Origin of the sequence: Nocardia sp. NPDC058705, assembly GCF_042749305.1 — a bacterium.
Taxonomy (GTDB): Bacteria; Actinomycetota; Actinomycetes; order Mycobacteriales; family Mycobacteriaceae; genus Nocardia.
The window spans coordinates 82,175-106,508 of the sequence record NZ_JBHYRN010000017.1; the positions used below are offsets into that span (position 1 = coordinate 82,175).

13 protein-coding genes, 1 tRNA gene and 1 CRISPR repeat array (1 of these 15 only partly in view) are annotated in these 24,334 nt (G+C 66.0%); of the genes, 6 read left to right on the plus strand and 8 right to left on the minus strand.

Annotated elements, in window-relative coordinates; translation table 11 throughout:
• Window positions 1–141: 141 nt before the first annotated feature.
• Window positions 142–223 (minus strand) — tRNA-Leu (locus tag ACFW6D_RS20230).
• A 393-nt stretch (window positions 224–616) separates the two neighbouring features.
• On the opposite strand from ACFW6D_RS20230, the gene ACFW6D_RS20235 reads away from it, so the two are divergent.
• Window positions 617–9,937 (plus strand): fatty acid synthase subunit beta domain-containing protein, encoded by a 9,321-nt coding sequence (locus ACFW6D_RS20235; RefSeq protein ID WP_379330239.1) that lies wholly within the window; start codon window positions 617–619, stop codon window positions 9,935–9,937.
• Between the two features lie 11 nt (window positions 9,938–9,948).
• A complete protein-coding gene (locus ACFW6D_RS20240; protein WP_379330241.1) occupies window positions 9,949–10,398 on the plus strand; it encodes a holo-ACP synthase in 450 nt (149 codons plus the stop codon).
• A gap of 86 nt (window positions 10,399–10,484) precedes the next feature.
• Here the strand turns inward: ACFW6D_RS20240 and ACFW6D_RS20245 are convergent, their stop codons facing one another.
• Window positions 10,485–11,126 (minus strand): TetR family transcriptional regulator, encoded by a 642-nt coding sequence (locus ACFW6D_RS20245; protein WP_379330333.1) that lies wholly within the window; start codon window positions 11,124–11,126, stop codon window positions 10,485–10,487.
• Window positions 11,127–11,458: 332 nt separating this feature from the next.
• Here ACFW6D_RS20245 and ACFW6D_RS20250 point away from each other — a divergent pair, with 332 nt between their 5' ends.
• A complete protein-coding gene (locus ACFW6D_RS20250) occupies window positions 11,459–12,664 on the plus strand; it encodes a hypothetical protein (RefSeq protein ID WP_379330242.1) in 1,206 nt (401 codons plus the stop codon).
• A 402-nt stretch (window positions 12,665–13,066) separates the two neighbouring features.
• On the opposite strand, the gene bcp is transcribed toward ACFW6D_RS20250, so the two are convergent.
• The gene (gene bcp, locus ACFW6D_RS20255; RefSeq protein WP_379244902.1) at window positions 13,067–13,540 is read right to left on the minus strand and encodes a thioredoxin-dependent thiol peroxidase; all 474 of its coding nucleotides are present in this window, start codon (window positions 13,538–13,540) and stop codon (window positions 13,067–13,069) included.
• A gap of 75 nt (window positions 13,541–13,615) precedes the next feature.
• Between bcp and ACFW6D_RS20260 the strand changes: the two genes are divergently transcribed.
• Window positions 13,616–13,849, plus strand: coding sequence for a DUF3618 domain-containing protein (locus ACFW6D_RS20260; RefSeq protein WP_378963472.1), 234 nt, complete (start codon window positions 13,616–13,618; stop codon window positions 13,847–13,849).
• A 68-nt stretch (window positions 13,850–13,917) separates the two neighbouring features.
• On the opposite strand, the gene ACFW6D_RS20265 is transcribed toward ACFW6D_RS20260, so the two are convergent.
• The 5 genes from ACFW6D_RS20265 to cas7u all read right to left on the minus strand — a co-directional run bounded on the left by ACFW6D_RS20265 (window position 13,918) and on the right by cas7u (window position 21,656).
• The gene (locus ACFW6D_RS20265) at window positions 13,918–14,214 is read right to left on the minus strand and encodes an excalibur calcium-binding domain-containing protein (protein WP_379330244.1); all 297 of its coding nucleotides are present in this window, start codon (window positions 14,212–14,214) and stop codon (window positions 13,918–13,920) included.
• Window positions 14,215–14,923: 709 nt separating this feature from the next.
• The gene (locus ACFW6D_RS20270) at window positions 14,924–15,928 is read right to left on the minus strand and encodes a hypothetical protein (protein ID WP_379330246.1); all 1,005 of its coding nucleotides are present in this window, start codon (window positions 15,926–15,928) and stop codon (window positions 14,924–14,926) included.
• Entirely contained in the window at window positions 15,925–18,747 is a 2,823-nt protein-coding gene (cas3u, locus tag ACFW6D_RS20275; RefSeq protein WP_379330248.1) for a type I-U CRISPR-associated helicase/endonuclease Cas3, read from the minus strand. Before cas3u ends, ACFW6D_RS20270 begins: the two co-directional genes overlap by 4 nt.
• Window positions 18,741–20,315 carry a type I-U CRISPR-associated protein Csb2 gene (gene csb2 / locus ACFW6D_RS20280; protein WP_379330250.1) on the minus strand — a complete coding sequence of 525 codons (1,575 nt, stop codon included), beginning with the start codon at window positions 20,313–20,315 and terminating at the stop codon, window positions 18,741–18,743. The genes cas3u and csb2 overlap by 7 nt, the downstream gene beginning before the upstream one ends.
• A gap of 3 nt (window positions 20,316–20,318) precedes the next feature.
• Window positions 20,319–21,656, minus strand: coding sequence for a type I-U CRISPR-associated RAMP protein Csb1/Cas7u (gene cas7u / locus ACFW6D_RS20285; RefSeq protein WP_379330252.1), 1,338 nt, complete (start codon window positions 21,654–21,656; stop codon window positions 20,319–20,321).
• Between the two features lie 207 nt (window positions 21,657–21,863).
• On the opposite strand from cas7u, the gene cas1 reads away from it, so the two are divergent.
• A complete protein-coding gene (gene cas1 / locus ACFW6D_RS20290) occupies window positions 21,864–23,450 on the plus strand; it encodes a CRISPR-associated endonuclease Cas1 (RefSeq protein ID WP_379330254.1) in 1,587 nt (528 codons plus the stop codon).
• Entirely contained in the window at window positions 23,447–23,749 is a 303-nt protein-coding gene (gene cas2 / locus ACFW6D_RS20295) for a CRISPR-associated endonuclease Cas2 (protein WP_379330256.1), read from the plus strand. The genes cas1 and cas2 overlap by 4 nt, the downstream gene beginning before the upstream one ends.
• 236 nt (window positions 23,750–23,985) lie before the next feature.
• Window positions 23,986–24,334: a CRISPR direct-repeat array (repeat unit 36 nt; unit sequence GCCGCAGCGCCTTCCGGTGCTGCACTTCATCGAGGC); it runs 2,958 nt beyond the window's last position.

Below are 24,334 nucleotides of genomic sequence, written 5' to 3' on the forward strand. Positions count from 1 at the left end.
CGCGGCCAGGCGAGAAGTGGTCTGCCTGCCACATTTGTCCGGCGTTCACGCTGGTCAGAGCTGTCACGGGCGATGGTCGAGTGCGCGAGAAAGTCCTCGAACACCCAAAACCCCGAAAACGGCACCTGTGCTGCAAATGTGTGCGCAAGGGGGGACTTGAACCCCCACGTCCGTGGACACCAGAACCTAAATCTGGCGCGTCTGCCAATTCCGCCACTTGCGCGTGGTGCGTGCTCTACCCGTTGGGATAGGTACGACCGTCCAAACTCTACCGGGCGAATCGGGCTGTGCGAAGCGTTGGGTCGGCGTGGCGTACTCGTGGGTAACACTACCTGGGATTATAACGATTCGGTAAACCTCAATGTGAGGGGTACTCATGTTTGAGAACTCGGGTAACAGTCCGGACCTGCGCGTTCAAACATGAGGTGGAGTCATGTTTCAGAAGGTTTTGGTACGAGCGTGCAGAAATACTGGGGAGTAGGGGATGATGTGGTCGGAAACGTGAGGCTTTCCTCATGATTTTGTGCGATTGTGGCTCTCAACAGGCCCGAGGGGCTGCCGGATACGTGCGCGTGCCGTCGGTGGGCGACACGCCAGGAGAAGGAAGTCGAGCGTCTTGACGATCAACGAGAGCACCGAAATCGGCAGGGGAGCGACCGCGAAGGCGAATGGTCGCAGCCAGGCGAAGGGTGCCCGCGTGGCGCTGCTGGAGCAGCTGCGCACCGGAGCGGGATACGCGTTGGCGTTCGGTGGACAGGGTGCGCAGTGGCTGCGCGAGCTCGAGGAGATCGGTCGCGACAGTGCGCTGGAACCCGAGCTGACCGCGCTGGTGAACGAGGCCTCCGTACTGATCGAGCCGGTTGCGACCCAGTTGCTGGTGGTGCGCCCCGGCGGTTTCGATCCGATGGGCTGGGTGCTCGAGAGCGAGCTCGACGAGCCGGAGGAGCCGTCCTCGGCGCCCGCGGACTCGGTACTGCGCTCGGTGGCGGTGTCGATGCCCGGCGTGCTGCTGGCTCAGCTCGCCGCGATCAGGGCGCTCGAGCTGCAGGGTCTCGACCTGGCCGAGCACGCGCCGGTCGCGATCATCGGACATTCACAGGGGCTGTTCGCCGCCGCGGCCGTCGAGGCGGGCGGCACGCGGGACGCGGAGCTGCTGGCCATCGCCCAGCTCGTCGGTGCGGCGGCCGGGCTCGTCGCGCGCAGGCGTGGGTTGATGCCGGTGGGCGAGCGCTCGCCGATGGTCGCGGTGTCGAACGTCGATCCGGAGCAGTTGCGGGCGATCGTCACCGAGGTCGCCGAAGGGGTGGATCCCGCGATTGCGGCCGTGGTGTCGATTCGTAACGGACGCAGGCGCGTCGTGCTCTCGGGTGCGCCAGCGCAGATCGATCGGGTGCGCACGCGTTGCGCGCAATTGCACGAGGAGCAGACCCGTCAGCGGGAGAGCAAGGCGCGCGGCGGTGCGGTGTTCTCGCCCGTGTTCGAGGACATCTCCGTCGACGTGGCCTTCCATCACCCGGCGCTGGCCGAGACCGTCGAACAGGTCGCGGGCTGGGCTCGCCAATGCGAACTCGACGCCGACCTCGCCGCCGCGCTGACCCAGCAGGTGCTGGTCGACCCGATCGACTGGGTCGCCACCGTGGACGCCGTGGTCGATGCGGGCGCGCAGTGGATTCTCGATCTCGGCCCCGGCGACCTGCTGTCGCGGGTGACCGGCGGCTCGCTCAAGGGCACCGGTGTCGGCGTGATCGCCGCCGCCACCCGCGCGGGCCAGCGCAGCCTGCTCACCCCGGGTGCCGCGCCCGAGCTGTCGACGCCGTGGTCGGCGTTCGCACCGAAGCCGGTGCGGCTGCCCGACGGCCGCATCGTCGTCGAGACCGCGTTCACCAAGCTCACCGGCCGCTCGCCGATCCTACTGGCAGGCATGACCCCGACCACCGTCGACGCGAAAATCGTTGCGGCCGCGGCCAATGCGGGCCACTGGGCCGAGCTGGCCGGTGGCGGTCAGGTGACCGAGCAGATCTTCGCCGATCGGGTCACCGAGCTGCGCGCACTGCTGCAGCCGGGTCGCGCGGTGCAGTTCAACTCGCTGTTCCTCGACCCCTACCTGTGGAAGCTGCAGCTCGGCGGCAAGCGGCTGGTGCAGAAGGCGCGGGCGGCGGGTGCGCCGATCGACGGCGTGATCGTCACCGCGGGCATCCCCGAACTCGACGAGGCCGTGGCGCTGATCGGTGAGCTGTCCGAGGCGGGCATCAGCCATGTCGCGTTCAAGCCGGGCACCGTCGCCCAGATCAAGGCCGTGCTGCGCATCGCCGATGCCGTGCCGGACTACCCGGTGATCATGCACATCGAAGGTGGCAAGGCCGGCGGTCACCACTCGTGGGAAGACCTCGACGACCTGCTCCTCGCCACCTACGCCCAGTTGCGCGCGCACACCAACGTGGTGATCTGCGTCGGCGGCGGCATCGGCACCCCCGAGCGCGCCACCGACTACCTCACCGGCACCTGGTCCACCGGCCACGGCTACCCGATCATGCCCCTCGACGGCGTGCTGATCGGCACCGCGGCGATGGCCACCCTCGAGGCGACCACAGCCCCTGAAGTCAAGCAGTTGCTCGTCGACACCCCCGGCACCCCCGACTGGGTCGGTGCGGGCACTGCCAGCGGCGGAATGGCTTCCGGGCGTAGCCAATTGGGCGCCGACATCCACGAGATCGACAACGCCGCCTCGCGCACCGGCCGCCTGCTCGACGAGGTCGCCGGTGATGCCGAGGCCGTGGCGAGCCGACGCGCGGAGATCATCGCCGCGCTCGACGCCACCGCCAAGCCCTACTTCGGCGACGTCGCCACCATGACCTACCAGCAGTGGCTGGAACGCTATGTGTCCCTTGCTGTTTCGAGCGACGTGCCGATCTCGTTCGATTGCGGTAGCGATATCGGTGACGCGATCCGCGACGCCACCCGCTCGGACTGGCTCGACATCAGCTGGCGCGACCGTTTCGCGGAGATGATGCGGCGCACCGAATCCCGGCTCAACCCGGCCGACAGCGGCGAGATCGAAACCCTGTTCGCCGACGACGAGGCCTTCGAACACCCGGTGCAGGCGCTGTGCGCGCTGAAGAAGCAGTACCCGTCGGTCGCCGACACCGTGCTGCACCCGGCCGACGTGCCGTTCTTCTTCTCCCTGTGCAAGACCCCGGGCAAGCCGGTGAACTTCGTCCCCGTCGTCGACGCCGATGTGCGCCGCTGGTGGCGGTCGGATTCGCTGTGGCAGGCCCATGATCCGCGCTACTCGGCCGATCAGGTGTGCGTCATTCCCGGCACCGTCGCCGTCGCGGGTATTACCCGCGTGGACGAGCCGGTGGGCGAACTGCTCGACCGCTTCGAGCAGGACACCGCGTACAGCCTGGTCCGGGCCGGTGTTGTCCCCGAACCGGTGGACGCGCGCCGCACCGCAGGCGTGGTGGCCGGTCCGATCGACTCCGTGCTCGCCGCCCCCGACGTGCAGTGGGCCGGTCGCACCACCGTCAACCCGGTGCACCGCCTCGGCGATGTCTCGGAGTGGACCGTCGAGCAGGGGAGTGCGGTGCACCAGAGCACCGGCGCCACCCTGACCGAAACCACCGGGCCCGAAGCCGAATTCGGCTACGTGGAGCTGACGGTGCCGCTGGCCCGTGACTCCGTGCGGATTCGCATCACCGTGCCCGCGAGCGTGTATTCCGGTGGCGCGCCGGTGATCACCGACGCCGATGCCGAGATCGCGATGTCGGCCCTGCTCGGCGTGGCAGCGGGCAAGGCGCTGCCCGAGGTGAAAGCCGGTGTGGCGCACCTCAACCTGGCCTGGATGCCGGATCTCATCGCCGACCACGCCGGTGTCACCGGTTCGGGTCTGCCCGACACCCTCAGCACCCTCGGCCGCATCGCTCCCGACGTGCTCGTCGGTGCGTGCTGGCCCGCGGTGTTCGCGGTGCTCGGTGCGGCCCGCACGCCGGTCGGTGGCTCCGTGATCGAGGGCATGCTGGACCTGGTCCACCTCGATCATCAGATCGAGCTGCTGAGCGAACTGCCTGCCGAGACAAGCATTCTCGTCGTCCGCGCCGAGGGTGGCGCGGTGGTCGACACCGATATGGGTCGCGTGGTCGAGGTCGTGGTGAACATCGGCCTGATCCTCGATCAGGGACTCGACGCCACCCCGCTCGCCCGCCTCATCGAACGCTTCGCCATCCGCGGCCGCAACGGTGCGGGCGAACTCACCGATCCGCCGCGCGCGGCAGGTGCGGTGTCGGACAACGCCACCGACACTCCGCGCCGCCGTCGCCGCGATGTGCAGATGGCCGCCCCCCGCGCCATGCACGCCTTCGCCGCAGTCTCCGGCGACCACAACCCGATCCACACCTCCGACGCCGCCGCCAAACTGGCCGGCCTCGGCAGCCCGATCGTGCACGGCATGTGGCTCTCGGCCGCCGCCCAGCACGCGGTGGTCGCACTGGATCCCGAAAGCTCCGTTCCCGCACGCACTCTCACGGCATGGACCACCAGGTTCCTCGGCATGGTGCGCCCCGGCGCGACCGTGGACGTGCGCGTGGAGCGGATCGCGGTGGACGCGGGCGCCGAGATCGTCGAGGTCTCCTGCCGCGTCGACGGTGACCTGGTCATGACCGCGACCGGGCGCACCGCCGCCCCGAAAACCGTGTACGCCTTCCCGGGCCAGGGCATCCAGCGCAAGGGGATGGGCCTGGACGCGCTGACCCGCTCGAAGGCGGCCAAGCGAGTGTGGGAGCGTGCCGACGCGCACACCCGCGACGCCCTCGGTTTCTCGATCCTGGCGGTGGTGCGCGACAACCCCACCTACCTCAAGGCGCGCGGCGTCGAACACCGCCACCCCGACGGCGTGCTGCACCTGACCCAGTTCACCCAGGTCGCCATGGCTACCCTCGGTGTCGCCCAGGTCGCCGAGCTGCGGGAAGCGGGCGCGTTCGTCGAAGGCGCGATGCTGGCCGGTCACTCGGTCGGTGAGTACAACGCCCTCGCCGCCGTCGCCGGTGTGCTGCCGCTGGAAGCCGTGCTCGAAGTTGTGTTCCAGCGTGGCTCGGCCATGCACGAGCTCGTGCCGCGTGATGCGCAGGGCCGCAGCGACTATCGGATGGCTGCCATTCGCCCGTCGCAGATCGGGCTGCCCGACGCCGAGGTGATCGACTTCGTCAACGGCATCGGCGCCGAAACCGGTGAGTTCCTCGAGGTCGTGAACCTGAACCTGCGCGGCTCCCAGTACGCCATCGCGGGCACGGTCGCCGGGCTCGAAGCCCTGGAAACCGAAATCGATCGCCGCCGAGCCGAATTCGGCGGCAAGCGGGCCTTCATCCTGGTGCCCGGCATCGATGTGCCGTTCCACTCCTCGGTGCTGCGCGACGGTGTACCGGAGTTCCGGCAGAAGCTCGGTCAGTTGCTGCCTGCCGAGGTGCACCCGGAAGTCCTTGTCGGACGATACATTCCGAACCTCGTGCCCCGTCCGTTCTCGCTGGATCGCGAATTCCTCACCGAGATCGCCGAACTCGTGCCGTCCGAGCCCCTGGCCGCCGTGCTGGCCGACTTCGACAACTGGGCCAAGCGTGACGCCGAACTGTGCCGCGTGGTGCTGATCGAGCTTCTCGCATGGCAGTTCGCCAGCCCGGTGCGCTGGATCGAAACCCAGGACCTGCTGTTCACCGACGCCGCCCACGGTGGTCTCGGCGTCGAACGCTTCGTCGAGGTCGGCCTCGGCGCCACCCCGACCGTGGCGAACCTGGCCACGCAGACGCTGAAACTGCCCGCATTCGGTGGGGCGACCGTCGAGGTCGTCAACGTCGAGCGGGATGCGGCGGTCGTCTACTCCACCGACACCGACCCGGCCCCGGTCGAGGACATCGACGAGACCCCGGTCGAGACGCAGGCAGCACCGGCAGCAGCAGCCCCCGCCGCCGCTCCGGTAGCGACCGGCGGCCCCCGCCCCGACGACATCGCCTTCAGCGCCGCTGACGCCACCCGCGTGCTCATCGCACTGTGGACCAAGCTTCGTCTGGACCAGATCGGCCCCGTCGACACCATCGAAGGCCTCTGCGACGGTGTCTCCTCGCGGCGCAACCAGCTCCTCGTCGACCTCGGCGCGGAACTGTCCCTCGGCGCCATCGACGGCGCGGCCGACGCCGACATGGGCGCACTCGCCGCCACCGTCGAACGCCTGGCCCGCACCTACAAGCCCTTCGGCACCGTGCTCACCGACGCCATCGGCGACCACCTGCGCAAGGTCTTCGGCCCGTCGGGCAAGCGGCCCGCCGCCATCGCCGACCGGGTCAAGAACGTCTGGGAACTCGGCGACGGCTGGGCCAGCCACGTCACCGCCGAGGTCTCGCTCGGCACCCGCGAAGGTGCGAGCGTGCGCGGCGGCGACCTCGGTGGTCTCACCGGCGGTGCGCTGAGCGACGCCGCTTCGGTCGACGCCGCCATCGATGCGGCCGTGCAGGCGGTCGCGGCGCGGCGCGGGGTCGCGGTCTCGATGCCCTCGGCGGGTGGCGCTGCCGGTGGCACCGTCGACGCGGCCGCATTGGGTGAGTTCACCGAGCAGATCACCGGACGCGACGGCGTGCTCGCCACCGCGGCTCGGGTCGTGCTCGAACAGCTCGGCCTCAGCGAGAAGATCAGCGCACCCGAGGCGACTCCCGACACCCTCGCCGACCTCGTTTCGGCCGAATTGGGTTCGGACTGGCCGCGTTTGGTCGCGCCCGCGTTCGATGCCCGCAAGGCCGTCCTCATCGACGACCGCTGGGCCACCGCCCGCGAGGACCTCGCGAAGATGTGGCTCGGTGACGACGCCACCACCGCCGCGCAGCCGATCGACGGCTTCACCGGCGCCGGGGAAGCTGTTGCGGCCCAGGCGAACTGGTGGCGTCAGCGGGCCATGCACGAGGCCCGTTCGGTGCTGGCCGGGGTGTACGCGCAGATCGCGAAGGCCGCGCTCGGCACCACCGAGCCGGGCCTGTGGTCCGACGATCTCGCCGTGATCACCGGCGCCAGTAAGGGTTCCATCGCGGCAGCGGTCACCGGCAAGCTCCTCTCCGGTGGCGCGACCGTGGTGGTCACCACCTCGGGTCTCAACGACGAGCGCCTGAGGTTCTACCGTTCGCTCTACCGCGACAACGCCCGCCACGGTGCGGCGCTGTGGGTGGTCCCGGCCAATATGGCCTCCTACCAGGACCTCGACTCGCTGATCGACTGGGTCGGTACCGAGCAGCTCGACAACGCGGGCGGCGCCAAGATCAAGGTCAAGGACGCCATGACCCCGACGATGCTGCTGCCGTTCGCGGCACCGCGCGTCGCCGGTGACCTCGCCGACGCGGGCGCCCGCGCCGAAATGGAAATGCGCGTACTGCTGTGGTCGGTCGAACGGCTGATCGGCGGCCTGTCCGCCCTCGGCGCCGACCACGACGTCGACGCGAAACTCCATGTGGTGCTGCCGGGTTCGCCCAACCGCGGCCTCTTCGGCGGCGACGGAGCCTACGGCGAATCCAAGGCCGCACTCGACGCGGTGGTCGCCAAGTGGAAGGCCGAGAAGTCCTGGGCCGAACGCGTCACCCTCGTGCACGCGCTCATCGGCTGGGTGCGCGGCACCGGGCTGATGGGCCACAACGACCCCATGGTCGAGGCTGTCGAGAAGGCAGGCGTGCACACCTGGTCGACCGCCGAGATGGCCGACGAGCTGCTCAAGTGGTGCACCTCGCGTGCCCGTCAGGTGACGATCACCGGCCCGCAGCAGATCGACCTCACCGGCGGTCTGGCGCGCGCCAAGCTCGACCTGCCCGCCTTGGCCAAGCAGGCACAGGAAGCCGCTGCGGAGAAGACGGAAGAAGTCGCGACCGCCGCGACCATCTCCGCGCTGCCCGCACCGCCCACCCTGAGTTCCGCACTGCCCGTCCCGGATTGGGCGCCGGTCACCGCGGACCTGAGCGAGATGGTCGTCATCGTCGGTGCCGGCGAGCTCGGCCCGTACGGCTCCTCGCGTACCCGCTTCGAGATGGAGGTCGAAGACAAGCTCTCGGCCGCAGGCGTGCTCGAACTGGCCTGGACCACCGGCCTCATCCGCTGGGAGAACGAGCCCAAGCCCGGCTGGTACGACACCGAATCCGGTGACTTCGTACCGGAAGCCGAGGTCGCGGAGCGCTACCACGACACCGTCGTCGAACGCTGCGGTGTGCGCCGCTACGAAGACGACGGCGCCATGCTCGACAACGCCGCCCCGCTGCTCACCTCGGTGTTCCTCGATCAGGACCTGTCGTTCACCGTCGCCAACGAGACCGAGGCACGGGCATTCGCCACCGCCGATCCCGAGCACACGGTGATCAGCCCGGTCGAGGGTTCGGGCGACTGGACCGTGACTCGCCAGGCCGGCACCGAGATCCGCGTGCCGCGCAAGGCGAAGCTCTCCCGGGTGGTCGGCGGTCAGATCCCGACCGGCTGGGACCCCACCATCTGGGGCGTCTCCGCCGACATGGCCGCCTCGATCGACCGGGTCGCGCTGTGGAACATCGTCTGCACCGTCGACGCGTTCGTCGGCGCGGGCTTCAGCCCCGACGAGCTGATGAGCTGGGTGCACCCGAGCCTGGTGGCCAACACCCAGGGCACCGGTATGGGTGGCATGTCCTCGATGCGCTCGCTCTACGTCGACAACCTGCTCGGCGAACCGCGCCCGAACGACATCCTCCAGGAGGCTCTGCCCAACGTCGCCCTCGCGCACGTGGTGCAGTCCTACGTCGGCAGCTACGGCGCGATGGTGCACCCGGTTGCGGCGTGCGCCACGGCGGCGGTCTCGGTCGAGGAAGGTGTCGACAAGATTCGGCTCGGTAAGGCCGAGGTCGTGGTCGCCGGTGGTTTCGACGACCTGGGTATCGAAGGCATCGTCGGCTTCGGTGACATGTCGGCCACCGCCGACTCGGCGAGCATGCGCGCCAAGGGCATCAGCGACCGCTACTTCTCCCGCGCCAACGACCGTCGTCGCGGTGGGTTCGTGGAATCGCAGGGTGGCGGCACCGTGCTGCTGGCCCGCGGTGACGTGGCCGTGGAGATGGGTCTGCCGGTGCTGGGCGTCGTTGCCTTCGCCCAGTCCTTCGCCGACGGCGTCCACACCTCCATCCCCGCACCGGGTCTCGGTGCGCTGGGTGCGGGGCGTGGCGGCAGCGGCTCGCGACTGGCGGCCGAACTGCGCAAGCTCGGCGTGACCCCCGACGACATCGCCGTGATCTCCAAGCACGACACCTCCACTGCCGCCAACGATCCCAACGAGTCGGAGCTGCACGAGCGGCTCGCGGGCGCGCTGGGTCGCACCGAGGGCGCACCGCTGTTCGTGGTCTCGCAGAAGAGCCTCACCGGCCATGCGAAGGGCGGCGCGGCGGCGTTCCAGCTCATCGGGCTGTGCCAAGTGCTGGAAAACGGTGTGGTGCCGCCGAACCGGAGCCTGGACTGTGTCGACGAGAAGATGGCCGCCTACCCGCACCTGGTGTGGGCGCGCGAGCCGCTGCGCTTCGGCGAGAAGTTCGCGCTGAAGGCGGGTCTGGTGACCTCGCTCGGCTTCGGTCACGTGTCCGGTCTGCTCGCGGTGGTCCATCCGCAGGCGTTCCTGGCCGCGATCGAACCGGGCGCGCGGGCCGAGTACCAGGAGCGTGCGCAGCAGCGTGCGCTCGCGGGCAGGCAGCGGTTCGCCGAGGCCATGTGCGGTGGGTCGGCGCTCTACGAGAAGCCCGCCGATCGTCGACTGGGCGCGGAGGGCACGCCGGCCAAACAGATTCGTCAGCTGGAAGCCAACATGCTGCTCTCGCCGCAGGCTCGCCTCGACAGCGACGGCCGCTACCGCGCGGACGGCTTCGGTTGTGGCACGGGGCAAATCGCTCCGCAGTCGACCGAAGCGTCGTAGGCTGCCGCTTCGTGACGATTCTCGGTATCGGCTTGGACCTGGTGACCATCTCCGAGTTCGCCGAACAGCTGCAACGGCCCGGGTCGACCATGCTCAGGGAGACATTCACCGCTGGTGAACGTCGCTACTGCCAGAGCAAACAGACCGACCCGGCCCGCAGCTTCGCCGCACGCTGGGCCGCGAAGGAGGCGGTGCTCAAAGCCTGGGCAGCGTCTCGCTTCGCCCGCAGTCCCCAGATCGGCGACAACCCGTATCCACTGATCGAAGTCGTCAACGACGCGTGGGGCAGGCCGAGCATCAAACTGCACGGCCTCGCCGCCGAGTTCCTGCCCCGCGTGCGCGTGCACCTGTCGTTGACCCACGACGGTGACACCGCCGCGGCGATGGTGGTGCTGGAAGACCCGGGCGAACTGGCCGACCTCATCGAGGGACGGACCAGCACCAGTCAGCGCGACAACTGATTTCGCGAGAACATGGGTAACTCGCCGGGGACATCCAGAACTCGGCGAGTTACCCACCGCAGGCCCGATTGAGACCTCGAGCGCACTCAGCTGTCGGCTGAATCCTCGGGGAGGCGGGACTGCTGCCGTGATTCCTTTTCTGCCACAAGCAGATATGCGACCATCAAACGCTTGAGTTCGGCGACGGCGTCTTTGTTGGACTGATCTTCCTGCACCGAGAAATTCAGCATCGAATACACCACGTGCACCAGCACTTCGGCCATCATCGTGCGCCGGGCGGGTGGCGTGCGCGGGGTCAGCGGCCGCAGCATCTGCGAGACGACCGCCGCGAATTCCTTCTCGTGCAGCGCGCCGGTAGCCCGTGTGGACGGGGTTGACTGCATCGCCAGCCACACCTCACGCCGGGACGGGTCGCTGGTCCACAGGTTCGCCATGTGGTCGACGAACTGGTTCATGTGCCGCAACCAGTCCAGCGAGGGGACTTCACCGTGGAAGTCGGCCAGCTCACGCGACACCGCGACCAGGTCCTGGCGATTGAGCTCGCAGACGATCACGTACTTGTTGGCGAAGAACTGGTACAGCGTGCCGATCGGCACCTCGGCGCGCTGGGCGACCTCTTCACAGGTGAACGATTCGAAACCCACCTCGGTGAGCAGTTCGCGCGAAGAAGCCAGCAGCGCGTCGAACTTGCGCTTGCTGCGCTCCTGGGTCGGCCGCTTGCGCGGCATCAACTCCTGCGGGTCGTCCTGCAATTCCAGCGCAGGGTCCGGACGGCTCTGCGGTGACCGGGCCTGCGCGTGTACTTCCACCCATCCAGGCTAGCGGTATGCGCACGTCCGCGGCACGCCTCTACCGACAGCGTGTCAACAACTGGCCGAAATCCTGACCCATCCACACCCCGACCGGTGACGAATCATCAGATAAGTGTGCGTGTATCCGCATGCTTATTCGCGGCTGAACGCTCACGCCGCACCAGACCTACCGCGAAGAGACGGACCCGTGCGGTCCCGTCCCGCACCGTTTCGCTCAGGGGAAGGGCTAGCTTGTGGCATCAGGATCTGTGGTAACACTCGGCGTCAGCACCGAGCGGGGAGCCGTACACGCGGTCGCGTTCGCCGACACCGGCGTCACTCTGACGGACCGGATGTTGCTGCGGCGCACTGTCCGTGCCGGTGGGGACGGCAAAGGAGACGTGGCGGCGGCGGTGCACAGCGCACTCGACACGATCGCGGCCGAACTCGACGACGAGCACGAGATCGCCGGGGTGGCAGTGAGTTACCGCGACGCGAACGAGCGGCGCGCGATCGTGACCCGGCTGGCCGAGACCGAATGGCGTGCGGCCTCGCTGGTTTCGGCGAAGTCGGCGCATCTGTTCGTCGCGGGCGCGATGACCTGGCTCGACGAGTTCGACAACCTGCTGGTCTACGAGGCGGTGCCCGGCTACCAGGCGATGACTTTGATCGACCCGGGCCGCCACCGTGTCCTCGCCGCCTACTCGCAAACCGGCGCGCCCACCCCCGATGCCTTGCGCGCCGGGGTGTCGTCGGCATGGGACCAGTTCGAGGCGGCGTCGGTGAAGCCCAGCGCGGTGGTGCTGATCGGTTCGTCGTCGGACTCGCCCGCGGTGCGTGACGCGGTCGCCGGATTCGGGGTGCCGGTCCTGCCGTGTCGATTGGCGCCGTTCGCGCCCGCCGCCGGTGCCGCGCTGGTCGCGCTCGGTGACACGGTCGTGGTGCCGATCTCGGTGGCTTCGCGGTCCAAGCGGGGGACGGCGATGGTCGCGGCGGCGGCGAGTGTGCTGGCGGGCGGACTCGTCGCGGGTGGTTCGTATGCGGTGATGAACGGCGGGACGCCGGTGGTCGACAACACCGCGGTGTCGTCGGAGCCGGGTGCGGCGTCGGCGCCGGTTGTTCCGCAAGCCCCCCAGACGCACGAAGCCGCCTCGGTCGAGACCGGGTCGACCGGTGGTGTGGGGTCGAGCAACGGGTTGCAGGTGAGCCCTGCGGAGGAATCGACCACCTCGCCGTACGAGACGGTGTCGCCGAATCCGCAGTTGGTGAACCCGGGCGAGTTCCCCCTCGACTACCCGACCCAGCTGTACGGCGATGCGCCGGAAGAAGATCCGCTGCCGCTCGAACCGGCCGCACCCGTGTTGCCGCAGATCCCCGCAGCAGTGCCGACCCTGCCTGGCACCGGCATCCCGCTCGGCATGCAGCCAGCGCAGGCCGGTGTGCCGGACGGTCCGCGCACCGAATCCGCCGACTGATCTTCGCCAGATCGAAATGGGGCAGCGCATCGCTGCCCCATTTCGGCGTTGCGACCGTCTATAACAACAGGCCCGGCAGTCGCTCCCCGAAAGTACTGCGGTGCCGCACGGCCTCGTCGAACCGCCACCGGTCCGAGCCTTGATGAAGTGCAGCTAACGAAGACGCTGCGGCGCGGCCAACGGTCTCACGTTCGTGTTCATGTTCCTGCCCCTTCGATGAAGTGCAGCTCCCGAAGGTGCTGCGGCTCGCCGATGTGACCGAACCAGCGCATTGGGCTGTGCCTCGATGGAGTGTAGCTCGCGAAGGTGCTGTCAGACGCTGAGTCGGCCGCCGATGGGCCCGACCACATGGCCTGGCCCATCGCTCGACGGTTACGAACCGTGTTCATCGCCAAATTCTGTCTACACCGACAGATCGCGGCGCAACTTGGCGACATGGCCGGTCGCGCGAACGTTGTACTGGGCCACCTCGATCTTGCCTTTTTCGTCGACCACGAACGTTGAGCGGATCACGCCGGTCACGGTCTTGCCGTACATCATCTTCTCGCCGAAAGCGCCCCACGCTTTGAGCACCTCGCGCTCGGGGTCGGAGAGCAGCGGGAAGGTCAGGCCCTCGTTGTCACGGAATTTCGCCAGCTTGGCGGGCTTGTCGGGGGAGATGCCGAGCACCTCCAGGCCCGCGCCACCCAGCTCGGCCAGGCTGTCGCGGAAATCGCAGGCCTGCTTGGTGCAGCCGGGGGTGCTGGCGGCAGGGTAGAAATAGACGATCACCTTGCGGCCGCGGTAATCCGACAGCGACACATCGTTGCCGTCGGCGTCGGGCAGCGTGAACTCGGGGGCGGTGTCTCCGGGGGACAGGCGTTGGTTGTCGGTCACCACCGCACGGTAACCGACCGGTCCGACAAGACGCATGGATAGACTCGGTGACGAGCAGTAGACATATACCTGGAGGTGACGGTGGCCAAGGACGACACCGACCGGATCGAACGCGAGATCGAGATCGCGCGTACCCGGTTGGCGACCACGCTCGACGAACTGGCGGTGCGCGCGGATCCGCAACGGATCGCCGACGACACCAAGAACATGGTGGTCGCCAAGTTCAACGAGCCGAAGGTCAAATACACGCTGATCGGAGCGGGCGCCCTCGTGGCAGGCCTGGTCCTGATCAAGATCTTCCGCCGCTGAATCAGTAGGCCGGACAACAAAAAACACCCGATGTGCCAACGAGCCACATCGGGTGTTTTTTCGTGCTCTTACTGCGTGGGGCAGGCCAGGCCGTCGCCGTCGGGATCGAGGTGCGGCGAGTAGCCCGCCTCGCCACGGAACAGCGGCGCGCGACCGGCGGCCATCGCGTCGTCACAGCTGCGGAACGCGCCACCGGCCGACCCGGACTGGACCAGGTTGGCCGAGCCGGTCGCGCCGAGAAGGGAGTCGAAGCTGGACGAACCGGTGCCGGCCGAACCCGCGAACGGGTTGGCACTGGCGACGGGAGCGGCGATCAGGGCGAGCCCTACGGCGGCAAGGCTGACGGTGAGCCGACGAACGTTCATGTATTCCTCGATGTCTGCTGCGGTTCAGTGTGGGCGCGGCCACGATCGGCCGCTAGGCCCCGTCCACCTTGGTGACGAGGCGACCGATTGTCAACCGCACGCGGTGTCACCTTCATTCAGGAATGCTCTACGGCGCCATGGATCACCACGATTCCGATGCTGCAGCTAGGAAATCTATGGCTGCACGTCATACGGAGGCGGCCTCGTGGCCCAGTGCTGTCAAGACCTTCGGAATTGACCATTTACATTGTCGCACTCAGGATTTGGCAGCGGGGGTGCCGTCTTTTGTGGGATCGTCTACTCGATGCAAGGCGCGGGTCGCGGAGTAGCTCAACCGACTAGCGAGGCATCAAACGATAACTACTATGACTATGACTAGAGGAGACGAGATGGCCGAACATAGGCAGGATCCGGCGGAAGGGGAATTTCGGATGGTGTGCGAAGAGAACGCCCGGTTGAAGCGCCTTCTAGGTCACGCAGAGCTCGAAAAGGATGTGCTGCGTGAAGATCTAGAGGGGCCCCAGTAACTGGGTGGTCACTGGGCTGGAGCGGTGTGCGGCAGTCAGTGGTATCGAGGGTGAGTTGGTAGCCTCGGCTTGCTGCACTTCATCCAGGTCTACTGTGCCTCTGACGAAAGTTGTTCGCCGCAGCGGCGGCTTCGGCTGTCTTGGGAGGTGGGGCTCAGGCATGAGCCCCACCTGCTTGGAGTTCATGTCAAGGTCGTGAGGGTGCCTGCCAGGATCTGGCGTTCGGGCGCGCTCGGATTGTCGCTGACGGACACCGGGAATTGAGCGATCGCTGGAACTCCTCTGTTGTACAACCACATTCGTGCTGCTGTATGTCCTGAATCGTTTGGTTCGACGGCTGACGCCAGCTGCTTGGAGATGAGAAGGCTGCGAAGGCGCGCGGTTGTCAGTGGTTCGGTCGGTACAGGCAGATGCATTGAGACCGGATGCGTTCGCCGGGCTGGCACCGTAGCGCCAGGCGTCACGGACTGTCTGTCTGTCTGGTGGATTGTGGGGAGCTGGCTGAGTCCCCACAGTGCGCACCAAGCGACCGCATTGTCGACGGGGCCCGGACGGGTGAGTCCGGTGGCGGTACGGGAGTCCGCTTTGCTGCTGCCATTTTCGTCGACAAGAGTGTCGCCACGAAGGCCGCTGAGGATTTGGGTGCCGGTGCGCGCGGTGACTGCGTGCGCCAGCGGGCCCAGCCGGTTGCCGACGAACTCTTCGCCACGATTGCGTGTCTTCATCTCCCATCGGCTCGCACCGTCATCGGGACGTGGCGCGTTCTGCTCGAATCGCCAGTAGGCGGGCTCACCCAAAGCGGCGATCAAACGGAGGTCGTCTGTCGATGGCTGCTCGAGTTGGTCGATCGTGAGGTGGCGCGCGGCTTGTAGGTGTCGCCACGATTCCGGCGACGACGGTGTTTTGATCCGAGGGCTGAAGGTCCCGGTCGCCCGTCCTTCGTGTGTAAACCTGTGTTGAACCCAGCTGTCGTCAGTGCTGTGTTGGGTGGCATGGCGGTGGACAGCCGCCGCGACATCGTCGAACTGTGCCTCGCCGATGTCTAGTTGTGGCTGTGGGGTTCGCGTGCGGCTCCACCACAAACGTGTTCGCTTACCAGTCTCGGACTCCCAGATCGCGGCCATCCCGTAGAGCGTGAAATGCGTCAGTGCATTCGTGACATCACCGGGAAAGGTGAGGATCGTCATCTGCCCTCCTGCGAGATCTGGCAGTCAGCCGCTCTGAGTAGCGCTTCCAAGTAGGCACATCCCCACGTTCCCCACTGCTCGTGCGTCGATTCGATCAGCTCATCCCAGCTGCCACGGTCGAACAATTCGGCGGTCGTGGCGCGAGCTTCGGGAGACTGGGTATCCACCAATTCCTGTGCCGAATGAGGGAACCCGGGTCGTCCGTGTCCGTGACTTGTTCCAACGAGGCGAACGGTCAGGGCGCTTGCTTCGTCGACGATACCGAGGGCGTTCGCCGCTAACGTGGCCGACAGTTGCTCGTGCCGCCAACCGACCGGAAGCCCACCAGTGCCATCTGCCCGTTGCGCGCGCCGCGTCGAGCCCCGGCCCTTTGCGAGGAGGACGGCAGGATCGCTGTTGCCGAGCCGAAAGACCTGGAAACGCCGGTCTGCTTTGCCCGCATCGTGCCAGCGCCCGGCGTTCCGCAGCGTTGGTATCAGCGTCTCGGACAGCCCGATCGCAGTCCCGATAATCGCCGCGCGATCGCCGACGTCCTGGTTGTGAGCATCCAGGTGAACGATATTTCGTGAATGAACTTGCTGGATCTGGTCAGTCAGGGTTTGTGCTTGCCCGACGGCGATCGTGAGCCACGCGCCCGACATGTCTTCTAGCCCTCCCCAACTGAACTGCACCATGCTGAGATCGGCCTCGACGAGTTGCGCGAGGCGCGGATCGTCGTCGATATACTTCGCCGCAAGGGCGACGAGATCTGATTCGCTGGGTTCCGGGTTGTCGCGGACCAAGTCGCTGAGGTCATCCAGCATTTGACTGATCCACGTCGCCGAATTCGGATTGAGGTCGGTGAAGAATCTCAGCCGAGCGTGGTCCAGCGAGTCGTAGACGTCGACACCTAGCTCGGTGGGTGCTTTCACAACCACTTTTCCGGTACACACCTTGTGGTCGCTGTCGATCACCACGACATCGCCGGGTTGCACGGACTCGTTGACTGCCCGTGTGGTGGCTGCCGCGTCGCCATCCGCGACGACAGCGGCGCTGATCTCGCCCTCCCTGAACACGAACGCACGTCGCGGTGCCTCGGTTTGCTTTCTGCTGTCGTCATCGAGCAGACGCGGGATCAGGTAACGCAAGTCATCCAGACTGCAGGGGTAGATTTCGTCGGCAAGTGGCGGCGTAGCGTCCATCAATGCCTTGGCCGCCAGCTCATCCGCCGGGAGCGTACGGACAACGAGACCTGCTGAAGCGGTGTCGGATTCAAGTGAATCTCGCAACCACAGCGCGAGGTCGGGATCGGTGACGAGATTGCCGTCGGTGCGACTCAACAGCCAGGCGTCCGGCGATTCGAGACGTTGCAGCAGTGTTCGGGCGAGACTGCCGGGAGCGGGTGGGTCGTCGGTGAGCGCCCAGGGGGCCAGGCCGTTCGGATCGGCCGCACGGCGACTCAGCCATTGCCACGTGTCGGCGAGGTGGTCGTATTCGGCGGTATCGCCCTTTTGCGCGTACGGGTAGATCGGGATAGAGCGCCGATCGGATGCGTCGGTGGCAAATTCGGCGAACAGCTCAGAATCAGTGGTCGGTCCGATCACCACGAACTCCGTGTAATCGCTTGTGCCAGTTCGGTTCACCCGACCGGCTCGCTGTGCCAATGGTTGCGCGGGTGCAAGCTCGGAAACACCGGCGGCGAGATCCAGGTCGACCCCGACTTCCAGCGTCTGCGTGGCAACAAGAACATCGACGGATGAATTACCCTGTGGTGTAAGAAGATCCGTCGGCATCCGCTTTAGGTCGAACGGCCGTAGTCGTCCGACTACGGCTTCGACCCTGAGCCCCGCTCTGTGCAACGACTGCGCGACGTCACCAGCCACCGAGACGGTATTGACGAAGCAGCCCACCGTTCGTCCGCCCGGACTCCCGTGACCATAGGTATTGTGTAGCCGAACAACCTGGTCGACGATTTCGTCGAGATAGGCGGCGCGGGCGCTACCGGTCCGCGCCGGTGGCCAATTCTCGGATTCGACCTGAACTATCTGCTTTGGTGTCGACAGTCGGTGCCGCAAGGCGTCACTGTGGTCGAGATCTGATGAGACGACACCGCATTCGGTGTAGGTGCCTGCTTCTCCGCCCGGGGTCGCCGTTGTCTCCACGACTTGCAGGGCGGGTACTTCGAGCAGCTCTGCTTTCGGTGCGGTCAGTTCGGAGATCCTGCGGGCGGTCATCAACAACTGCTGATTGAGGTGAGCCTCGTCGAGAACGATCACGCTGTCGTGTGTCAGCAGGCCCGCCGCACGGGGTGCTGTGAGGCGACTGGCACCGTATCCCCGGAACAACACGCGGCTGCCCCACATGTCAGGAGTCGCGCAGATAACCTGAACTGCGCTGGGGTCGTTCACCCAATCTCGTTGGAGCGCGACTGCACCGCGAAGATTGATGACGTCGAACGGTGCGTCAGATGAATTCGATGCCATCCGTAGTCCGGCCAGCGTAGCGGCGACTGTGGACGAGATCGATCCGGCGGATGCCGTCCCGATGGATTCACCGATCACTACGGCTCGTTGACCGTGGCGATCGACCAGTGCCCGTCTGTTCACGACGATGGCGAGTCTGCGCGGAACGCGCGCTCCTAAACCTGTCGCGGCCAATGCGCAAGCAAACAGGTGGACTTCGACGACGCTGGACTTTCCTGCCCCGGTCGGGGCAACGATACGGTCTGGCCACCTTCCGCTGGCGGCGACTTGGTCGAGTAGCCGTTGCTGCCACGGATACGGCCGCATTCCGTTGTTGACCTCGGCAAAGAAGTCACCGAAGTCACCGGTCGTCAGCACGACTGCTCCTTCGCCAATGAATCGAGCAACATCTCCACCGGAACGTCCCGAGGTACCAACAGGCCACCGCCGAGGTGTCTGCTCTGGCCGATCGCGACAAGCGTTCGATTGCCTGCCAGATCGCCGAGCGTGAGCGTTGCGCGATAGGGCTGCACGACGATCTGGCTCGGCGTCTTGTGGACCCAGTGGGACACGTCTGACGCGTGAACCCGCTGGGTGTCGAAGACATGGACCTGATGCCCGCGGACTTCATCGGACAGCTTCTCGAACCAGCGGTTACCGGTAGGCGGGCCGAACATATCGCGCCAGACCAGACCGACCGACACTAGGGCCGCATCCTTCAACGTCCATGTCGAGCGGGGGCCATTCGCACCCCGGCCACGCCGCTGCGGCGCGGTTTCCGGGATAACAACGGTATCGGTCCGCCACAAGCGGACATGGTCGGGCAGCGGGTCGTCCCACATCGAATGTCCGCTGATGGCGATCGGTTCGCCGAGACGGACAGTTCTATCCCTCGAGGTGATCTTGTGCAGCCAGGGAAGGTTCGCTTCTACCGCTTCCAGTTCCATCCCGCTGTTGGGCGGCAGCATGATAGCGAAGGCGGGACCGTTGATACCGTGCTGGCGAACGAAGTTTCGAGACAGGTACTGAATGGCGACACGATTCTGTGGAATCGATGCACCGTCGGGATACCGGCCGGTTATCAGGGGCGATGCGCCAAAGCCGATTGCTGAGATCAGGGCGCGATGCAGGGTGACACACCAACGAACCCGGTCCTGCGGTGCGATCTCGGCACCGAAGGACGGCTTCGCTGGAACAAGTAGAACTTGGGCCCATGGAGCCGTCGATTGTTCGGGTGTCGGCTCCCGATACCGGAACGGTTCGAGACCAGCACGCGATGGCGGTGTCGAGCCAGCGGATTCGGCGCTGGTGTGCCGATCTTGGGTGACTGACGGCGTACGAGCCGTCGCGACCTGATGGGCTTCGGTCAGTGCGCTGGTTCGACCGACGACAGCGACTTCGACGGCGACGCCGCCTGGATCGAATGGTGTTGCCTCGTGGTCGAGGAGATGGGTCGCCTCGACGTCGGCCAAGTCGAGCACAACGGGGCTCAGCGATTCGCCCAGACAGCCGACATCGTTGCAGAGCAGGCTCAACGTTTCCTGCACATCGGAAGGTATCGGCTCGTGCCAACACCAGCCGATCTCACTTTCGAACGCGTACCCGTCGGATGTCGCTCGTGCTGTGACCTTGTCCTTCCAGTCCTTTCCTTCCTTCGGAATCGTGCCTTCCTTTCGGAACGCCTTGACCGCGTCGCGGCTCAACGGTGCGATTCGTGGAACTCGAAGTCCGGTTGGGGGGTGCTGCTCCAGCCACTCCAGTGCAGCGATCGCTGCCGGTGACGGTGCCAGACCGTGTGCAGTCTCTACCGCGGTGATCCCTTGGCCCGCGGCGTTGAGCAGTGCGGCATGTAGCCGTCCGGGGCTTGGCATCGGCTCAGCCAACCCGTTCGGTAGATGCCCGACATATGTGCCGAGCAAGAATCGCGCACGAATTCCAGTCGCCACGGATCATTCCTCGCCGGCGTCAGCTACGGCAGACCCTGCGACCAATGGATTGCCGACCACCTCGAAGACCTGTCCCGACCAGTTCACATCCGCGACACGGCGCGCGGTGGTCAACGCTTCCTCGAAGACTGCGTCGGCGGCATCGATCGACAGCGGCGCCAGCTCCACGAACTGCCCGTGACGTGCATCCAACCGAACCTGGGTTGGAGCGGACTCGAGCAGATCGCAGTTCGCGCGCAGCGAGAGCTCTGAATCCGACCGAGCCAGGCCTGCTAGCGCGTACGCCGCCAGCAATGCTCGGCAGGCGGCGTCGCCCTCAACTCCTGCTCCGAACCGTAGCTGACGCAACGCTGCGAAACTCAGCACATGGGTGCGGATGATGCGACTGCACGACACAGCGCCGAGCGATTCGAGGGCGGGTGGGATTCCGCCAAGGCCCAGGACAGAACCTGAATTACCCTTTGCTGCACGGGCTTTCGCAGCCTTCTCGACCTTCTCGATCAGCTTGGGACTGAGCTCGGATTTTTGCTCGTTGACAAGTGAGAGCAGATCTTCGCCGCTGAGCTGAACGCTCATGCCGACCGGGTCGACGCGGGCTCCGCCACGGCGGGGTTCAGGGGCGTGACGATCCTGTTCTGACAGAACGCCAACGATCTCGCCGACCAACGCACTACGGTAGCGACCCTGTCGGCTACGCCGGGTGGAGTCCCAGCCACCGAAAACTAGTGCAGTGGGCGCGAATTCGAGCAGCGCGCGGGCATTCCCTGGTGAGGCGTCGCGTGCAGCCCGATAGGCGGCGCTCGCCGTGACCGGCTGTCCATCAAGGGATCCTGCGCGGATATGCCCGTCGAACACTCGGTGGGGGAGGCTCAAATCTGAGTACGAACCACCATCTCCTCGGTAGGTGACCTCCACACGCGGCACGGCGCCGAACAAGGGATGACCATCGGCAATCGCCTGTTCGATAACGGCTTCCACCCGATTCAACTGGCTCTGCTTTTGGTCGATGACCACCGTCAACTTCGGCCCATCGTCGATGAACCGTGTTTCGTAGGCGAAGATCGCCTGGCCCCGGCTGTCCACATACCGGGCGGGTGCAACCGCAGCATGTGGGCCACCGGCGGCGACGAGCTCGGTCACTGACGTCAATGCCGACGATCCTCCCGCTGAACACGCATCGAGTACCTGATTGAACGACAGGTCTGTCACTGAGTCTCCCCTGGTCACATTGTGTTTGGTGTCGAGCCCCACTGCTGCCACCACGAGCCTGGGCAGCTGACGAGCATCATTCATCATCGGTACGACATGTTCGGCGTTACGAGTCGATCCCGCGACGAACACACCTCGCCCTCGCGGTCGCACGCCCGAAGCCGCCGCCCAAGCGCCCGTGGATTCGGAAGCTTGTCGGTGGGGTGGACTACCTTCCGCCTAGCAGCCTTCGCGGCTGCAAGCTTCACCGTTCGATGGTCGATCACCGCAGTGATCAGAGCGGAGCGCTCATGGTGGCTCCCATGTATGAATCGGCATGTCAGATGAAGGATTCTGGGAATGGATATCGTCCCTATCAGTTTGGTTGCGCATCACGTGTTCTGCCCACGGCGGGCATGGCTGGAGGCGGCTGGCGAGAGCACTGACACCTACCAGATGGCAGTCGGTTCGGCTGCGCACCAGGCGGTGGACAACCCTGCGGCCTCAAGACTGGGCGTACATCGAGCCGTCGACGTCGCGCATCGCGCGCTCGGGTTGGTCGGCCGAACCGACGTTATCGACGATGGTGCCGACGGAATCAAGGTCGTCGAGTTCAAAGCCACGCCGGTGCGTCGAATTCCCGAAGTCACCGATGCGATGAAGATCCAACTGGCACTTCAGGGCGAGTGCCTTGCTGACATGGGACACGAGGTCGCGGAGTTTGGGGTCTACTTCACGACGCACAACAAGTATGCCGCGGTCGATTTGACCGACGCGGACAGAGCTGCCGCGGAAACTCTTGTGCTCGAGACCCGCAACTCCGTGTCGGCGGCTGTGGCTCCACCTCCGTTGGAGGACGATCCACGATGCCTGCGGTGCTCTCACGTCGGTGTTTGCCTGCCGGATGAGCGAGTTCAGAGCGAGGTCGTTCGGCGAATCAACGTCGCCGACCCCGACTCGAATATTGTCCATCTCGCTACTCCTGGGAGCCGGGCTTCGGTAGGGCGCGGCCGGATGAAGGTCGAACATCGAGGCGAGCAACTCGCGTCGGTGCCGCTCGAACGGATTCAGGGTTTGGTGCTGCACGGCAACATCGACTTGTCTGGCGCACTGATTCGGGAGTTGCTGTGGCGCGGACTGACGATTGTTTGGTGCTCGGGGGCCGGACGTGTGGTCGGCTGGAGCCATACCGCGCGAACGCCGAACGGTCTTGCTCGGGTGCGACAACACGAGGCCTCGGCAGAGGGGCGGATCGGCTTGGCACGCGAATTCATCGCCGCCAAGGTCGGAAACCAGGCGACACTGCTTCGGCGCAACGGCGATGCACCCGATGTCGCAAAATTTCTCAGGGTGCTTCAATGTGAGGTCGCTGCCGCGCAGACGCTGGGAATGATCTTCGGACTGGAAGGCGAGGCGGCCGCGCGATACTTCGGCGCGTTCACCACAATGCTGCGTGGGTCGCAATCGGAGTGGTTCAAGGATCGCTGGTCGGGGCGATCCGGCCGAAACGCTGTCGACCCGCTGAACGTCGCACTCAACTACGTCTACGGCGTGCTGGCAGCCGAGGCCATTCGGGCGATCGCCGCGTGTGGGCTCGACCCTCACGCCGGGTTCTTGCACAGCTCGAACCGAAACAAGCCCGCGCTCGCGCTCGACCTGATGGAAGAGTTTCGCGCCCCGCTCGCAGACGCGGTCGTCCTCGCTGCCATCAATAACGGCGAGCTCGGGGCGGACGACTTCAGCCTTGCCATGGGGTCAGCGCGGCTACGTGACCGGGGTCGTAAGAAGCTGATCGCGGCCTATGAACGGCGAATCGGCACTGAGTTCACGCACCCGGTCTTCGGGTACAAGATCACGTGGCGGCGCGCCATCGAGGTACAGGCGCGGATGGTCCTCGGCTACCTCGACGGCAGCCAAGCCGAGTACACCGGGATCACCACACGATGACCAGGAATGACACCCATCGATACCTCGTCGCCTATGACATTTGCGATGACGCCCGCCGTGACCGTCTGGCGAAATGCCTACAGCGACACGGTGATCGAGTCCAGTACAGCGTCTTCGTCGTGGACATCAGCCCGGCCCGGATGGTGCGGCTCGAGGTCGAAATCGGCACGATCATCGCCCACGTCGAAGACTCGGTTATCTACTGTGATCTCGGTGTGGCACGGACGGTCGACATCGAACGATATCGGGTGGTCGGGCGGTCGAGACGAATCACAGGCTCAGGTGCCGTGGTGATCTGAGTCGATCGCGACACGCAGCTCTTGTCCGCATTCGTATCCGCGCACAACTCGAACATTCTTTCGCGAGGGCTTCGTCGAAACGAAAAGTGCGGCGAGCCCTCGCGGCGTGTAATCCGAGGTGAACTCGAGATACACAGTGGGAGGTGCCGACTTTTGCGGTTCAGTCGGCGTGTCGAACAGGACCTCTCGCGGAGGGGCGCGTTATTGCTGGTCAGGTAGGGTGTAATTTGGACCCTGCCGCAGCGCCTTCCGGTGCTGCACTTCATCGAGGCCATGCGATCATGCTCCTGGGGGCGGGGGCATACCCCGCCGCAGCGCCTTCCGGTGCTGCACTTCATCGAGGCGTCGCGATCCCGCGAGCGGGGCGGAGGGGACACCCGCCGCAGCGCCTTCCGGTGCTGCACTTCATCGAGGCTCAGCGGCAAGTACAAATCCAAGCCATCCGACTCCACGCCGCAGCGCCTTCCGGTGCTGCACTTCATCGAGGCTTCGTCGATGATCGGGGCGACCTGGGCGCGGGCTGCCGCAGCGCCTTCCGGTGCTGCACTTCATCGAGGCCAAGCAAAGCGCGAGTAAGGCGGATTT

Bases quoted from the DNA above. Each gene is read 5' to 3' on its own strand.
- ACFW6D_RS20245 (WP_379330333.1), bottom strand. From the start codon at position 11,126: ATGCCGCGCAAGCGGCCGACCCAGGAGCGCAGCAAGCGCAAGTTCGAC.
- ACFW6D_RS20265 (WP_379330244.1), bottom strand. From the start codon at position 14,214: ATGAACGTTCGTCGGCTCACCGTCAGCCTTGCCGCCGTAGGGCTCGCC.
- ACFW6D_RS20270 (WP_379330246.1), bottom strand. From the start codon at position 15,928: ATGACGATCCTCACCTTTCCCGGTGATGTCACGAATGCACTGACGCAT.
- cas1 (WP_379330254.1), top strand. From the start codon at position 21,864: ATGGATATCGTCCCTATCAGTTTGGTTGCGCATCACGTGTTCTGCCCA.
- cas2 (WP_379330256.1), top strand. From the start codon at position 23,447: ATGACCAGGAATGACACCCATCGATACCTCGTCGCCTATGACATTTGC.